The sequence below is a fragment of the Methanosphaerula palustris E1-9c genome (assembly GCF_000021965.1).
GTDB classification, from domain to species: Archaea; Halobacteriota; Methanomicrobia; order Methanomicrobiales; family Methanospirillaceae; genus Methanosphaerula; species Methanosphaerula palustris.
On sequence record NC_011832.1, the window covers coordinates 2,033,243 to 2,049,324 of the forward strand.

At 59.6% G+C, this 16,082-nt stretch carries 10 protein-coding genes; 2 read left to right on the top strand and 8 right to left on the bottom strand.

All coding sequences use genetic code 11. The features are described 5' to 3' along the window. The first annotated feature begins 43 nt into the window (after nt 1-43). A complete protein-coding gene (locus tag MPAL_RS09570; RefSeq protein ID WP_012618541.1) occupies nt 44-1,942 on the top strand; it encodes a transporter substrate-binding domain-containing protein in 1,899 nt (632 codons plus the stop codon). A gap of 108 nt (nt 1,943-2,050) precedes the next feature. Next, nucleotides 2,051-4,639, top strand: a complete 2,589-nt coding sequence (locus MPAL_RS14625) for a PocR ligand-binding domain-containing protein (RefSeq protein ID WP_012618542.1) — start codon at nt 2,051-2,053, stop codon at nt 4,637-4,639. 283 nt (nt 4,640-4,922) lie between these two features. Here the strand turns inward: MPAL_RS14625 and MPAL_RS14630 are convergent, their stop codons facing one another. The 8 genes from MPAL_RS14630 to MPAL_RS09615 form a co-directional block, all read right to left on the bottom strand. Further along, nucleotides 4,923-7,256: a PKD domain-containing protein gene (locus MPAL_RS14630; protein WP_012618543.1), complete on the bottom strand. Its 2,334-nt coding sequence runs from the start codon at nt 7,254-7,256 to the stop codon at nt 4,923-4,925. 264 nt (nt 7,257-7,520) lie between these two features. Continuing rightward, nucleotides 7,521-7,688 carry a hypothetical protein gene (locus MPAL_RS16310; RefSeq protein ID WP_158303665.1) on the bottom strand — a complete coding sequence of 56 codons (168 nt, stop codon included), beginning with the start codon at nt 7,686-7,688 and terminating at the stop codon, nt 7,521-7,523. A gap of 37 nt (nt 7,689-7,725) precedes the next feature. Continuing rightward, a complete protein-coding gene (locus MPAL_RS09590; RefSeq protein WP_012618546.1) occupies nt 7,726-8,361 on the bottom strand; it encodes a DUF2115 domain-containing protein in 636 nt (211 codons plus the stop codon). A 41-nt stretch (nt 8,362-8,402) separates the two neighbouring features. Then, complete coding sequence (locus MPAL_RS09595) at nt 8,403-9,881, bottom strand: GNAT family N-acetyltransferase (protein ID WP_012618547.1); 1,479 nt, start codon at nt 9,879-9,881, stop codon at nt 8,403-8,405. Further along, a complete protein-coding gene (locus tag MPAL_RS09600; protein WP_012618548.1) occupies nt 9,881-11,161 on the bottom strand; it encodes a phenylacetate--CoA ligase family protein in 1,281 nt (426 codons plus the stop codon). The genes MPAL_RS09595 and MPAL_RS09600 overlap by 1 nt, the downstream gene beginning before the upstream one ends. Next, nucleotides 11,158-13,671 (bottom strand): acyl-CoA reductase, encoded by a 2,514-nt coding sequence (locus MPAL_RS09605; protein ID WP_012618549.1) that lies wholly within the window; start codon nt 13,669-13,671, stop codon nt 11,158-11,160. The genes MPAL_RS09600 and MPAL_RS09605 overlap by 4 nt, the downstream gene beginning before the upstream one ends. After that, a complete protein-coding gene (locus MPAL_RS09610; RefSeq protein ID WP_012618550.1) occupies nt 13,668-14,840 on the bottom strand; it encodes a LuxE/PaaK family acyltransferase in 1,173 nt (390 codons plus the stop codon). The genes MPAL_RS09605 and MPAL_RS09610 overlap by 4 nt, the downstream gene beginning before the upstream one ends. Next, a complete protein-coding gene (locus MPAL_RS09615) occupies nt 14,837-16,081 on the bottom strand; it encodes an MFS transporter (RefSeq protein WP_012618551.1) in 1,245 nt (414 codons plus the stop codon). The genes MPAL_RS09610 and MPAL_RS09615 overlap by 4 nt, the downstream gene beginning before the upstream one ends. Nucleotide 16,082: the final 1 nt, after the last annotated feature.

Here is a 16,082-nt window from a genome sequence, read left to right on the forward strand (position 1 = left end):
TTTCGCTACTTTTAGAAGCCCCCGCATCATTTCATTAACGAACATGATGAAGCGTGGATGGTATATCATCGCAGGCGCCCTGCTCGTCGTTCTGATGATCGGTGCGGGCTGCACAACAGTAAAGACAGAGACACAAGATAACCTGACCTTTTACACCGAGCAGTATCCCCCGTACAACTACCTGGAGAACGACACACCGACCGGGATCATGGTCGACATGCTGAACTCGACGATGAAGGAGATGGGCAAGGGACCGGCCGATATCCGGGTCGCCTGCTGGACCAGCGCCTACCAGACCGTGCTCACCACACCGAACACGGTGCTCTTTGCGACCTCGCGCACCTCTGACCGTGAATCGCTCTTCAAGTGGGCCGGCCCGGTCCTGACTGAGAAGGCGGTGGTCTTCTCCTACCGCGAACGACCGGTCGTCGTGAACGGGACCGATGATCTGAAACACTACCGGATCGGAGTGGAGGCCGACGATGCAGCAATCGGAAAGCTCCTCGACCAAGGGGTCCCGAAGGACCAGATTGTGATCGCCCCCGACCCCCTGACGATGATCCAGCAGACCCAGAACGGCACGACCGACCTCTTCGCTTACGGCGAGGGAGCCGGCCACTTCTGGATCGCACAGTCAGGGACCCGGCCCGGCCTCTTCTCGACGGTCGCCACCATCGGGGAGGATCCGGTCTATTATGCGTTCAACCGGAACACCTCGGACCAGACGGTCCAGGCCTTCCAGCAGGCCCTCAACCAGACCACCCAGAAGGATCTCGATCAGATTCTCGCCAAATACCTGCCAGAGTACGGCCTCGCCCGGCTCAATTATCTGACCGAAGAGGCCAGGCCGTACAACTTTGAGGCGAATGGGACCGCGCAGGGGATCTCGGTCGACCTTCTCAGGGCTGCCCTCTCCAGGCTCGATGTTCCGGAAAATGCCACCTCCGTCAGGGTCGTCCCCTGGACGGAAGGGTATGCGAGTGCACAAAACAACAGCAGTACAGTCCTCTTCTCAACCTCACGGACCCCTGACCGGGAGAACCTCTTCCAGTGGGCCGGGCCGATCGGGCGAAATGACTACGTCCTCTTTGCAGATCAGACCAGAAAGATCACGATCACGAACACCACCGACCTCACCCGGTATCGGATCGGTGCCGTCACCGATGACATCACGGTCCAGTACCTGGCCGACCATGGTGTGACAAAGGATCGGTTGATCCTCGATTCCGATGCTGCATCAGCGGCCAGGCGGCTCGCCTCAGGGGAGACCGATCTCTTTGCCTATGCAGCGCTCCCGGGCCGGCTGGTGCTGAACAGCACGGTATCTGATCCGGAACGGTTCCAGGAGGTATACACCATCGGGGGAGGCGACTTCTATTATGCATTCAACCGGAATGTTTCACCCCTGCTGGTCAGCGCTTTCCAGCACGGCCTCGACGACGTGAAGAACCAGAAGGACCAGAACGGAGTCTCGGACTATGAACGGATCATGTACAGGTATACCGCGGTCAGGTCTTCGACCTCGGGGGTGAACGAAAGCCAGGTGACCGCTCTCATCAACCGGACTAGCACCGATCTGGCTGGTGACGCAACTGGAACGCTTCGGCGGATCAATGCCGGCGAGGCCCCGTACCGCGACCAGACTCAGAAAGACCTCTACGTCTTCGTCTACGACACGAATGTGACGATGGTCGCCCATGCTGACAACCCGACACTGGTCGGGACGAACTACCACAACAAGACTGATGTCACTGGCTATCCATTCCGCGACCGGATCGTGCAGGGGGCGTTGAAGAACACCACCGGCTGGGTCGACTATGTCTACACGAACCCGACCGACTTCAACCTCTTCAACAAGACGACTTATTACCGACTGGTTCGCGGGAGCGACAATCGGGACTACGTGGTCTGTGCCGGCACCTTCAAGGAGAACTCAACCTGAGGGTTCACCCCCCTCTTCCCAGCCGGGGGTGGTCTGGTCGAATATGCCTGAGGGAGAGGAAAAACATTATATCTATTATCTTTGCCGTTCAATGCAGGTTCAGGTCAGATGATCGCACAATACCATATCCTCTATGTCGATGACGAACCCTCTCTGCTCGAAGTAGGCAGGATCTTCCTGGAGAGATACAAGGATTTCACCATAACGACCGCACTGAACGCACCTGAAGCGATCCAGATGCTCGAACAGGAGAACTTCGATGCTATCATCTCCGATTATCAGATGCCAGGGATGAATGGTATCGAGTTCCTCATCGAAGTGCGGACACGGTTCGGATCGATCCCGTTCATTCTCTTCACTGGCAGGGGACGCGAGGAGGTGGTCATCCAGGCCATCAATAATGGTGCGGACCATTATCTCCAGAAGGGCGGGGAACCGGTCTCACAGTTCGCAGAACTTGGACACAAGGTCAGACTGGCAGTCCAGCAGCGACGTGCAGAGGCAAGCATCCGGGATCATGAACGCCGGGAAGCCGACATTCTCAACTTTCTGCCTGATCCCACGTTTGCCATCGATACCCGGGGAGTGGTGATCGCCTGGAATCGGGCCATGGAAAAGATGACCGGTGTCAGCGCCGCAGAAATGCTGGGAAAAGGGAAGTATGAGTATGCGATCCCATTCTATCATGAACGCCGGCCTGGTTTAATCGACCTCATCCTTCACGACGATCCAACCGTCGCAGCCCGATACCCTACCATGAAGAGGAACGGAGAGACGATCGTTGGAGAATCGATAAGTTCGGCCCTCTTCAACGGCAAGAGAGCGAAGATATGGTTCACCGCAGCCCCCCTCTACAATAATTTAGGTGTCATCACAGGGGCCATCGAATCGATCCGGGATGTCACCGAGATCAAACGGACTGAAGAGGAACTCCTCAAGAAGAACGACGAACTCTGCGCCTCATATGAACAGATAACCGCGACTGAGGAGGAACTCCGGGCCAACCTGGATGAACTGTCCCGACAGGAGCAGGCGCTGCGGGAGAGCGACAGACGGGTCAGACAGAAACTGGAGAGTCTCCTCGCCCCCGAGGATACCACGGATTCGCTGGACCTTGGGGACCTCATCGATACCGAGACCCTTCTACTGCTCATGACTGATATCACCAGGCTGACCGGTGTGATCACGGCGATCCTCGACACGAAAGGAAATGTGCTCGTGGCCTCTGGCTGGCAGGAGATCTGTACCAGATTCCACCGGGCCAACCCGGTGACTGCCGGTTTCTGTACCGAGAGCGACCTCCATCTTGCCAACAATTTGAAACAGGGGGAATATGTAGCCTACAAGTGCAGAAATAACCTCTGGGATGTGGTGACGCCCCTCTATATCGGCGATAAACACATGGGCAACATCTTCATGGGCCAGTTCATCTATGACGATGAGGTCGTCGACGAATCCATCTTCATCGAGCAGGCGCTGAAGTACGGGTTCGATCGGGACGAATATTTAGCGGCGTATCACCGTGTTCCCCGGATCAGCAGGGAGAGAGTCGATGAACTGATGGGGTATCTGGTGAAACTTACGAGTTTCATATCCCGACTCAGTTATAGTAACCTCAAACTCGCCAGGACGGTGAAGGAACGGGACGACCTGCTTGGATATCTGCATAAGAGCGAAGATAAGTTCAGAACCCTCGTGGAGAACATTCCACAGAAGATCTTCATAAAGGACAGGGATTACCGATATGTCTCGAGCAATGAAAAGTTCGCCCAGGACTTTGGGATTCATGCCGACGAGATCGTGGGGAGATCGGACACCGACCTCTTTTCGCCAGAGTTCGCTGCCAAGTACCATGCCGATGACATCAGGGTGATGGAGACAGGACAGACAGAGGAGTTTGAAGAGATTTATCGTCTGGAAGGAAGAGATATCTGGATCCATACGATTAAGACCGTCGTGCGAGATAAGAATGGCGAGATCACCGGGGTGCTCGGTGCTTTCTGGGACATCACCGAACGTAAGCGGGCCGAAGAGGCGCTGCATCTGGCAAACAGGAAACTTACCCTTCTCTCAAGCCTCACCAGGCATGATATCACCAATCAGCTCACCGTGCTGATGGGGTACCTGGCCATCCTCAGAATGGAACTATTCGATCCTGGACTCGATGATGCTTTTCTAAAAATTTCGACCACATTACAGCGAATTTCCACCATGATTCTGTTCACCAGAGAATACGAGGCAATCGGTGTCATGGCTCCGGTCTGGCAGAACATCCATTCACTCGTCGACACTGCAGCCGTACAGACACCGTTCGGACAGGTCGAACTGAAGAATGATCTCCCGGCCGACCTGGAGGTGTTCGCCGACCCGCTGGTTGTCAAGGTATTTTATAATCTGGTGGACAATTCGGTGCGGTACGGCGGGAAGATCACGATCATCCGGTTCTCTGTTCAGGAACTTGGTGATGATCTGGTTGTCGTCTGTGAAGACGACGGCGAAGGTATCGTTCCAGAGGAGAAGGAGATGATCTTCGAGCATGGTTTTGGGAAGAACACCGGACTTGGTCTCTCCCTCTCAAAGGAGATTCTCGATATCACCGGCATCACCATTCGCGAGACCGGTGAACCGGGAGAAGGGGCACGGTTCGAGATGATAGTGCCCAGAGGGGGGTACCGTTTTGAGTCAGGTACTCGTTAGATATAACCTATTGCTGGAATGAGAAACGGAGAGGACGCCTTTTTATCCTTTGTCCGTGCAGATGAGGTCAGATGCCGATCCATCCAGACCCGGGTCTCGTCACCTACAACCGTGACATCTCAACAATCTCCCAGCCACTCAGACGAGCGTGATCTCTTTTTCTCCCCATCCCTCAATCAGGGTGGAACCAACTGATGATCATCGAGCGTCATCGGGGGGTTGAATGCCGGGACAAGTGCATCTCTGATAAATTGTGTCAGAAATTGGAAAAAATAGGTTCGGTTCAGCCTCTCTGGGCAAAGGTGATCCAGTTGATGTTGACAAAGTCGGTCGGGAACGAAAGCTTCAGCCGGTGGGTGCCGGCCGGCAGGATGACCGGCACCGAGACGGTTCGGAAGATCGGCCAGTCGCCGGTGTTCGGGACGGTCACGGTCGCGACCGGCGTCGTCTCATCGTCGACATACACCAGGACAGATGAACCGGCGTGGGATGAAGCCACCCGGAAGCCGGCGTCGTAGGTGCCGGCGGTGCTGACGTGCACCGTGTACGCGAGCCACTCGCCGGAACGGATCCAGCCGACATTCGGACTGTGATCGGTATCGAGCTGCTCGATGTCGACGTCGTCATGACGGTAGATCCCGCCTTCGTTTCCGGCGGTGGTGTCATGGTAGGCGACACCCTCACCGCCGAGGTCATAGTCCTCGGCCTGCAGCGTCCCGGGGATCGTGTGCGGACCGTAGTATGCCGAGCCAGTCGCGGTCGGAGCGACTGTCGTACCTGTCGGAGCACCAGTGGTGTTCGTTGGTACCGGGGTGACGGTTGCAGTCGGAACCATCGTCGTCGGTACAGTCGTGGTGTTCAACGGCGCCGGTGTTGTCGGAGTCGGCATGACCGGGGAGGTGACATTGATGTACTGATCGACTGTCTTCACCTGGGACCCGTTCGAACCGATCGCATAGAAAGAGACGGTGTACAGGCCAGCCTTGTTATAAACATGGATCGGCTCCTTGTCGAACGAAGTCCCCCCGTCCCCGAACTGCCAGTAATAATACTGGACCGAGCCGTTCACCGACTCGTTGAACTGCACGGCGAGCGGGGCGAGGCCGGCCGTCACGTTCGCCGAGAACCCGACCGTCGGCGGGTCGGTGACCGTAATGTACCCCGGCTTCTGCGAGTAGACGCTGCCATAATTCACACCAGAGGCGACCAGCGTCACGGTGTAGGAGCCCGGGGTTGTGTAGGTGTGGACCGGGTTCTGCTCGGTCGAGGTCGTGCCGTCGCCGAACTGCCACTGGTACCCGCTCGCTCCGGTGGATTGATCAGTGAACTGCACGGTGAACGGCGTCCGGCCGGCGGTCGCATTGGCCGTGAAGTTGGCAGCCGGCACCGTGTTGACGATGATACACCGGTACTGGATCGCCATATCGCTCCCCCACCCGTTCGATGCGGTCAGGGCCACGTTGTAGGCACCGGTCTGGTTGTAGATGTGGGTCGGGTTCTGCTCGGTTGAAGTACTTCCGTCCCCGAAGTCCCACGTCCAGGCGGTCGGCGAGCCGGCGGACTGATCCAGGAACCGGACCGAATACGGGGCCTGGCCGACATGGCCGAAGGCGTAGAAGCCGGCGGTGACTGTCGGGGGCCAGAAACGAAGCGGGTAACGATCGATATTGCCTGTTCCGATGGTATACGGATCGTCGCAGAAGCCGTCGTTGTTGATATCCGGATCAGTCTGGGAGAAACCGGTCCCATCCGGCGTACCCCAGAAGTTACCACCGATCGTTGGACCGCCCATGATGTCGGGACCTGCTGTCCGGTCGATGTTCCAGATGTTGGTGCTGTCGTGACCTGCTACGAAAACATTCTGAAGGTTGTTGAAGTAGTTGTTATAGATGGTATTTCCAGATCCACCACCTACGACCAGCCCACAGGTCATACTGTTGATGATGGAATTCCCTTTCACGATATTATTGTTCGAATCTGAGATCAGGATACCATACACGTTGCCGGTGAAGGTGTTCTCACAGATCGTATTCTGGTCACAGTCTCCGCTCATGTAGATACCAGGCAGGCAGCCGGTGAAGGTGTTCTTACTGATAGTGTTTGAACGACATGAATCGAGAAGGTAGATACCTATTCCATCGCTGAAGGTGTTGCCCGAGATGGTGTTCTCCGTACAATTATTGGAGAGAAAAATATCCATTCCGTTGCCGGTCATGGCGACACCCTGTACCGTACAACCCCGGGAATTAAAGAAGACGATCCCATAGGTCAAGTTGTCCAGGTTCACATTCTTGATGGTGACGTTGGAGAGCTGGACGGTCGGGGATTCACCCTCCGGGTTGACAACGATACCGGTACCCTCCTGGTCATACATCGCATGGATCGTATGGCCCTGGCCGTCAAGGACGACATCGGATGCATTGATCACAATCAGCGGTTCCCCGGAACCGTAGGTGAGATCATTCATGAGTTCGTAGGTGCCGGACTCGTTGATGAACACCCGATCCGGACCATACACAGGCGTACTCGCCCCAGTTGGAACGATCAACAGCAGAAGACAGACCGCTGCCAGCAGGATCAGCAGCGCCCGATTCATCTCTCGAACTTTTAACATCATACCTCAACCTCTCTGACCTGAAACCCAATCGTACAGGATACGTTAAAAATCGACCAGTCAGCATATAACACGTTCGAATTGGACGAGGATTCCATCCGCCTGACAAATAAGAAATTCTCATCTGCCCACGCATAATTGAGGTACAAAAGATGATCAAAAACTTTACAGATCCGTTCAGCAGAGGGAGATACGTTGACGATCGTATCGATCAGGGGAAGAGAACGTCGATGATGCGGCTGGATCATTGCAGATTATTCTGCCCTATTAACCGATCGGAGGGACCGGGTGGGTCGCGGTGGCAGGCAGGGTCACCAGAGCGGCATTGAGGTACTGCTCGATCGTCTTCGTCCGAGCCCTGTTCGAACCGATTGCTGAAAGAGAGATGGCGTACCTGCCTGCCACATCATAGACATGGACCAGGTTCCTATTCAAACGAGGTCGCCCCATCGCCAGCAGAGATCTGACCTGTCTACATCCCTTCGATCTGCTCGGCCGGGCAGAAGTTGCAGATCGAGAACGGCAGGTCCTTCTCCTTATCCCGGATCGGACAGAGGAATCGTCGCCCCTCCTCTTTGACGAAGAACCCGCCCGGGAACGGCATCCCGACCGGGTGGCCGGGCCGACCGAGGACGAAGATCATGAACCCGGTCATCAGGTAGTAGAAGAGCCGGTGCCGGGGGGTCCGGAGATGCCCGGAGACCCCCGGCCGTTCGTCATCTGAACGGAGGCAGCTGGCCGGGATCATCGCGAGGAAATCGGCGAAGAGGGTTGGGTCGGCGATCGGGGTCTGCATCCGCAAGAAAGCACCCGACCGGTGCATCAGGAGCAGATGATGATGAGCCCCGAAGATCTGGGCCGTGAAGTACGGATCGATCGCCTCCCGGTACGGCGACGGAAGGGCGGCCACCTCCCGGCGCAGGTGACCGCCGATCACCTGCAGTTCAAAGACCGAGTACGAAAGGGCAACCTCGGCGATCAGAGCCCCGAGCTCCCCGCGGGTGGAGGCACCCGAGAGGCGTGCACAGGTCTCTGCGATCGCGTCGAAGGCCTGCTGGTCTGATGGTGTTAGCCGGCCATGGGGGACCGGGACGGCGACAGTCTCCATGCGTGAAGAGATCTCTCTCCCTCGGAGAAAAAAAGGGTTCCCTATCCGGACTGGGGATCGTGAAGCCGGATGTACTCGAGCAGTTCCTTCGAGAAGTCGGACTCGAGTCGAAGGGCCTGGTAATCGATGACGATCCCGTTCAGGTACTGCATCAGCAGCTGAGCGCCGCCGGCGCCGGTCGGGATGATGCCGGTGAAGATGAATCCAAGATCCTCGAGCAGACCGGCAGCCGATGCTGCTGCAGGGTCACTGAGGTCCAAACTCGCCTCGATCACCTGCACCCCCTCCCGCTTCAACCGGATCACCTCATGCCTGACCGCCATGGAGAGATCAGCACCAAACCGGGAGAAGTGGATGGAGGCTACGAGCATCCCGGTCTTGATCACGCTCTGCAGTTCCGTTCTGACGGCATCATCGAGGAATTGACCCGGTGCGATCGTTGCCGGAAGGCCGATATCAGCACAGATCGCCCCGACCATCCTGGCATGGACTGAGGGTGGATAGAGGGTGACCGCCTCCGGTGAAACCAGATACTTGCAGGCGATGGCAACCGATTCACGCTGCGCCAGATCCTCTGCGATCCGGTGGAAGGAGAGGGTGGCCGGCGCATGGGCCAGCAGGAACCCGGAGGTGTGGTAGCCGAGCTTGTGGAAGACATGCTGCGAGATCGTGTGAGCGGTGACCGGCTGGCTGAAGAGGCAGGTCAGTCCCTGTTCCCGACCCACCTGTTCAAGGAACGTGACCAGACGGGGGACGACCGCATGACCCCGGTACCGGCACTTCGTGGCCGCGATCGCCACCTCGGCAGACCCCGGGTCGAGCGGGTCGAAGACCAGCGCCACATGCCCGGCCACGTCACCGGTTCCCGTAACCGCTACCGCAGAGATGAGCGAACCTTCATGGTTCATCGCCCGGAGACGGTCCGGGTAATAGATATGCTCGTACACGTACGAGTAGCCGTAGGCATCGTAGACACACCGGGCCACCTCGACCGCCTCCACAGGATCCATCAGCCGTATCGCGATCTCCCCGGGGTCGGTGACGACGACATCGTCGGTCTGCACCGGGTGCCCCGCTCCTTCAAAGATAGAGGCATGCGGCAGGTACCGGACAAAACGGGTCTCCTTCCCCCCGTTCCCAAGGTTACAGAACTCCATCTCATCCATCAGGTGCCGGATCAGGTGACTGCCCAGCCCGGACGAGGCGGTCTTACCGTCCGGGTCCGGTCGAAAGTCGGGGATCTGTTCAGGATCGAACGGAAGACCGGTGTCATGGATCCGGATCTCCAGCCCGGTCGGGGTGATGACCCCCGTCAGACCGCAGACTCCTCCCCCCTCCGGATAGGCGTGGGTGATCACATTGGAGACCGCCTCCTCGACGGCCACCTCGATCCGCTGCCGGTCACGCTGATCGAACCCGGCAAGTTCTGCGATATCGCTGACCAGATGAAGGGCCATCGGCAGGTACTGCGGCTCTGCCGGAACCTGTAACTGGCAGCGATCACGATCGTCGGTCTTCATCACTGACCCTCCTTCAGCCGATGGTCAACGATCCGCCGCAACTTTCCGGTCCTCGGATTGACGATCAGATCGCCATGCTCGATCCACTCGATCGCCAGGGGATGGACCAGGCCGTCCCTGAGGAGATCGTTGAACATCGGTCGACCCTGATAGACTGCAGCCCGGACCCTCTCCGTCAGGGATGCCGGCACTGCAGCACCCTGCCGGCTGGCGATCCGGAGGGTCAGCAGGTCGCGCCGGTCCTGGTGAGTCACGACCAGTTGAAACCCGGTCACCTCGATCGTCTGGTTGAAGCCGGCCAGGATAGCATGGATATCGTCGTAGTTCAGCGTCATCGGCCCGACGCGGGCACCCTCCTCAGACCGGCCGAGCAGCCGGAACCGCCGATCGGGCGTACCGGGTGCGTCCACCCAGACACCACGGTCGCCGGCCGGGTACCGGATCACCGGCATCAGCAGCCGGGTCAGGTTGGTGACCACCACCCGCCCCTCCCGTCCGACCTCGTCGATCGGGAGGCCGGTGGTGTCATCGACGATCTCGATGATACTGGAGTCGCCGAAGGTCCGGTGTTCATTGAATCCGCAGGAGGGGTCGCCATAGCCGATATGCCCGGCGTCGACGCTCGCGTAGCCGACGGTCAGCACCGAGATCCCCGGAAAGACCTGGGCGAGGAGATCCCGCTGGTCGGGATACATCGCCTCGCCGCCATAGTAACACCGGTCGATCGAGAGGCTGATCCCCTGGTCGCGGACATACTCGGCCAGGTGGAGGAGGGTGGTCGGCACCCCGAGCAGCACGTTGACTTTGTAGTCCTGCAGGGTGTGAACGATGAACTCGAATGGTGCAGCCCCGCCTATGGGAAAAGTCAGCACATTCGCCGCTGAGTTCTGCAGCGAGTCGTTCAGGAAGATGAAACTGGTATACAGTTCCCCGGCATAGAAGAGGTTCGCGATCCGGTCCCTATCGGCGATGGAGTTTTTGGCCAGACCGGCACCGAAGACCCGGGTGAACTCTGTCCACTCCTCCTTGGTGTAGACCGTGAACTTCGGCTGGCCGGTCGTCCCGCCGCTCTTGTAGAGGTAGCCCCCATCGACCCCAAGTGGCGAAGTCATGACGCTGCTCTCTGACTGGCCATGACCCTCCCAGTATGCCGTCTGGTCGATGACCGGCAGGTCGGCAATCTTCCAACCATCAGTGGGGACGTCGCTGTACAGGTCACGATAGAACGGGGAATGTTCGCGGGCATACCCGACCACATGGTCGAGAGAGTAGATCGTCATGCCTGCACCTCCCGCCGATCGATGATCGTTTTGAGTTTCCCGCTGTTGGCGATCCGCTCGAACACCGATGCAGCGACCGGTTCGATGAAGAGGTCGGTGGTCTTGAATTCGACGACCGATAGGGACAGTTCGGGGTACTGATCGAGCAACATCTGGCGTACGACCCCGGCGTCGAGGCCGCTGCCCACATCGATCCTGACCGTGATCTGCTCCTGTCCTCCCTTCAGGTCGAGGAGGAGCTGGACCTCGCCGGCATAGGCGAGGTGCTCGGTCAGCAGGTTCACGAACTTCCGGTAGTTCAGGAACGGACCGCCCGACCGGAAGACATCCCCGTGCCGGCCCATCAGTTCGAACCGCGGACTCTTCCGGCCGCACGGACACGGACCGGGCACCCACCGTCCGGTGTCGCCGATCTCGTACCTCACGATCTGCTGACCGTGCCGCTGCCGGGAGGTCAGAATCAGCCGTCCGACCTCGTCGCCGACGACCGGTTCGTCGGCGTCAAGCTTTTGGATCTCCAGCCACTGGTTCGCGGTCATCAGGTGGTGGACCCCGCCCTCGCAGTGCGGGCAGGCGAAGGCCAGCGGACCGGCGTCGTTGGAACCGTAGACCGCCGACCTGATTATTTCGATCCCGAATTCTTCGCGGAGATGCGTCACCTGGGCGGCGGTGAAGTGCTCGCCGCCGTAGAAGATCTTCTTCACCCCGCCGTACTCTTTGAGGAGGGCCCCGTGCTCCTCGAAGAGGGCGTTCAGGTAGACCGGGATCCCGAGGAGGGTGTTCACCCGGTACTTGACGATCGCCTCGGCGACCTCCCTGGTCTCGGGGACGGCCGTCATCGGGAACTGGATCGCCCCGAGGTCCTCAAGGATGGTGAAGAAACTGATGAACCCGCCGTACAGGTGGCCGGCGTTGAAGAGGTTGATGCACCGGTCGGTGGCCGGATCGAGCCCGGCCGCAAAGAGGCCGTCGGCCGCCGCCGCCATCTGGTCCCGGTAGTCCTGGTACGAGAAGATCGAGAGCTTCGGCGCCCCGGAACTCCCCCCGCTCTTGAACGAGAGATGCTCGGTCCTGGGGTCCACCATGATATGATGGAAATCATCCTTGGTCATCACCGGCGTCCCCTCAGGCAGGAACGGAGCGGTCGGGGCGACGAACTCGGCGAGCGAGGCCACTCCGTCACCGAGCGAGCCCGGATCGACCGAGACCCGCCGGGAGTACCGCTGCAGGGCGTAGACCCCGTCATGCGGTTCACCAGGGTACGATGAGAAGGTCCTACCCGGCTGCCGGATCCGGTCAGCCCCAGCTGCGATCAGCAGGGATGAGAGCGGGGCCACCTCCTCCCGGGTACACCCGAGGGTCACGGTCTGCAGGTATGCACGCATCGGACGGAGGGTACTGACGATCCGGTCCCTGGTCAATGGTTTGATCCAGAGGGTCCGGAAGAGCGGCGATGGGCGGAGTCCGGGCTCCGGGTCGATCAGCAGTCGCCAGCTCCGGTCGGCCGGTTCGACCACGGCCCCGTGGTCCAGGCAGCCCTCCAGCCTGACCAGTTCGGTGACCGTCGTCACCTCGGCGGCCTCGGCCCGGTCGGGGAGGGTCCGGGGGAAGGTCGGGGCGACCGTGGTCAGCACCTTCCCGAGCCGGTCGGCAAACACCTGCAGATCGGCAGGGTCGCTCGTCTCCAGGTACAGGCACTGGGGACTCGAACAGGCCTGCTGCTCGAGGATACAGACCTCCTCTGCAACGCCTTTGAGAAGGGCCGGATCGGTTCCGGCCGCTGCGGTCAGGTACGAGAAGGAGATCCGGTGTCCCCAGACGATCATCTCGGTGCCGCGAGGAGCCTCCTTCTTCACCGCGTCGACGGTCTCCTCCCCCCCCCAGACCGCAATACCGTCGGCCAGGGCGAAGAGATCGTGAAGGGCTCCCTGATCCTGCGAGGAGAGCGGAAGGACGTAGATGAACGGGGCCAGCGAGCCGGTCTGGTCGGCGTCGACGAGCGCCTGCAGCAGCACCTGCGGGAACCTGCCGCTCTTTCTGCTCGTCTTGAGCAGGTTGATGTTGCCGGCGAGCAGCCCTTCGATGACGCTGAGCGGACCGACCGTCGGGACGTTGGCCGGGGCCAGGTGCACCAGCACCCCGAGTGGAGCCCAGCCCTCGAAGACCGGTTCGGTGAAGGTCACCCGCCGGATGGCGAACGGGTCGACGCCGCCCAGTTCGCGGCGCAATTTCTGCTCGAGGTTCTCCTTCGCAAGGAACCGGCCGATCGTCGCCAGGGTCTGGTCTGCTTCAGCAGGTGGGAGACCGGTCTCGATCAGGGCCTGCTGCAGGTCTGGAACGGTGCCGGCCAGGATCGCCGTACCGAGTCGGTCGGCCGCAGCCAGGAGAACCATGGGATTCAAACGGAGGGCGAGGTCGTCTGCCAGCAGAGCCAGCAGGGTTTTGAGCAGTTCCGGGAGTTCGGCAGCGTCGCGGATCGCTCCACGCCAGAGCATCGGTGCAGCGGTCATAGCGCCTCCCGCTGCAACAGTTCAGCAGCAGCCACGGCACAACTCCGGTTCTTGGAGACGCCGGCCCTGCCGAGCACTTCGAAGTACGGGGTCTCGAGCCCGCAGGGACAATCGTGATGCATCACTGCAAGGTCGCCCATCAGCACGCTGACGGCCGGCACCGAGGTGGTGTGCGGAGTGATGAAGTGGAGGAAGCCTGGTTCTCCGTCATCCAGGGGCTCAAGGGTGGTGACATCCCGGATCAGCACCCGCGACCAGACCGGCTGATGGAGATGGTGATGGGAGCACTCCACGTATGGGACCGAGTGCTCGACCGAACCGTAACCCTCGCGACAGCGATCGTCGGGGATGCCGAGGCGATCGGTGATCAGTGCGTACAGATCCAATTTTGGAATCTGTTCGCCGGCCGCCCCCTTCCAGCCGCCGCCTAAGAATACCAGCGAGTCCGGCGGGAGGGTGACGGAGAGGCCGAGGTCGCGCATCCGCACCAGCGTGAAGTACAGGAACGAAGGGAACCCGAAGATCCGCACCGGCAGTCCCTCGTCTGCATACTCCTGCAGGGTCCGGATCGCCCCGAAGAGGTCGAACTCGTGCGAACCGGTGCCGGTGGCCCTGAGCGCAAAGGTGACCCTGGCTTCCTGGGCGAACTTGCAGAGGAAGGTGTTGGTATGCGAGGTCCCGAGGCGGGAGGCAGCGGCCGGTTCATAGGCATAGAGCAGGTAGTTGGTCGGCTGGTTGGGTTTTATCCATTCATAATACGAGAAGATGGCGGCCACCATCCCCTGCCCCGAGAGGAGGGTAAAGGGATCATAGAACATCTGACTCTTCTGCCCGGTGGTCCCTGATGAGGTGAGCGAGGAGCAGAGGGTCGACCGGTCGACAGAGAGCAGTTCATGCGTCTTGAAGAAGTTGGCATGAACCATCGGGATCCTGGCCAGGTCTCGAATCCTGGTGATCTTAAGCGGGTCGATCTGTTTGGATTCGAGCAGCGCCGCAAAGAACGGCGAGCGTTGTTGATGCCAGAGCAATATCTCCTGCATCGCCCGGATGAAGAGGGTGTCCTGTTCAGGGCCGGTTCTATAGGGGTCTCTGCTGTTGCAGAGTAACTGTACAGATGCCAGCGCAGCCGGGTCCGGCACCATCAGAGGTTTTGTTCGTTGAGTGTTCATGCTTGATTCTCCTGTGAAGTTGGTTTGGGTTGAGAGACTTTCGGTATGACGAGAACCGCCAGCGAAACGACGATCGCGGCACCGCTGTTCAGAAGGATGACGGCGTTGATCGGGCTGGTCCCGGTCAGAAATCCGTTGAGCAGATAGGTCAGCGGGACGACAGCCACGCAGACCATCGACAGCACCGCAAAGAACCGCCCCTTCATCGCCGGGGGGACCACGGCCTGGAAGAGGGAGAGAGCCATCGTATTCACGATGGCGATCGCCACGCCGGCACCGATCATCTCCACGGCATAGATGTACCGATCCGCCGAAAGACCGATCGCAGCCTCCATCAGTCCGAGCAGCAGCATCCCGGCAAAGATCAGCGGATAGGTGTGCATGGGGGTTCGGCGGCTGAAACTGAAGTACAGGGCGGTCAACCCGGACCCCGCAGCCAGGCAGGCCTCGAAGATAGCCACCCAGGTGACCGACGCCTGCATCAGGTCATTGACGATCATCGGGATGAAGAGGAGGAGCGGGGCCGAGAAGAAGTTGAAGACCCCGAAGAGCCCCATCAGGTAGAGCAGAGGCCGGTGGGAGGTGAGGAAGGCGAACCCCTCCCGAAGCTGCTCGATATAGGGGGCCGCTGTGGCTACAGGCGGGATGTTCACCCGAATCGAGAGGATGAGAAGGAACGAAGCGCAGAACGAGAGCGCGTTGAAGAGAAATGCTCCGGCGACCCCATAGATCGCCATCAGCACACCCCCGAGCAGGGCTCCGAAGATACTGGAGAGGTAGACGACACTGGAGTCGACGGCCACGGCTGCTGCGAGGTGATCCCCATCGACCAGTTGCTGCAACGAAGAACTGACCGATGCCTCGAAGAGCGGAACAAAGACCGCGATGAAGAAGGTGATCAGGTACAGCACCGGCAGGGTCAACGTCCCGGTCGCAATCAACAGAAAGAGCAGGGCGGCCAGGCACCCCCTGCAGAGGTCGGCCAGGAGCATACACTTCCTCCGGTCGAACCGATCGACAAGGGTGCCCATGAACGGTCCGAAGAGGACGATCGGGATGAGGTTCAGGGCCATCAGGATCCCGAGGTTGATCCGGCTCTCTGCATCACCCTGAGAGATCACCCACCAGGCCAGGGCGATCGTGAAGAACTTGTCCCCGATCGAGGAGATCAGCCGTCCTGCAAAGAGGTGACGGAAGTCCCGGAAGAGAACGAGTGGATGATTGCTGGAGAGGAACGCCATA

Excerpts from the sequence above, each read along its gene's own strand:
- MPAL_RS09570 (WP_012618541.1), top strand. The coding sequence starts at position 44 with ATGATGAAGCGTGGATGGTATATCATCGCAGGCGCCCTGCTCGTCGTT.
- MPAL_RS14625 (WP_012618542.1), top strand. The coding sequence starts at position 2,051 with ATGATCGCACAATACCATATCCTCTATGTCGATGACGAACCCTCTCTG.
- MPAL_RS14630 (WP_012618543.1), bottom strand. The coding sequence starts at position 7,256 with ATGATGTTAAAAGTTCGAGAGATGAATCGGGCGCTGCTGATCCTGCTG.
- MPAL_RS09590 (WP_012618546.1), bottom strand. The coding sequence starts at position 8,361 with ATGGAGACTGTCGCCGTCCCGGTCCCCCATGGCCGGCTAACACCATCA.
- MPAL_RS09595 (WP_012618547.1), bottom strand. The coding sequence starts at position 9,881 with ATGAAGACCGACGATCGTGATCGCTGCCAGTTACAGGTTCCGGCAGAG.
- MPAL_RS09600 (WP_012618548.1), bottom strand. The coding sequence starts at position 11,161 with ATGACGATCTACTCTCTCGACCATGTGGTCGGGTATGCCCGCGAACAT.
- MPAL_RS09605 (WP_012618549.1), bottom strand. The coding sequence starts at position 13,671 with ATGACCGCTGCACCGATGCTCTGGCGTGGAGCGATCCGCGACGCTGCC.
- MPAL_RS09610 (WP_012618550.1), bottom strand. The coding sequence starts at position 14,840 with ATGAACACTCAACGAACAAAACCTCTGATGGTGCCGGACCCGGCTGCG.
- MPAL_RS09615 (WP_012618551.1), bottom strand. The coding sequence starts at position 16,081 with ATGGCGTTCCTCTCCAGCAATCATCCACTCGTTCTCTTCCGGGACTTC.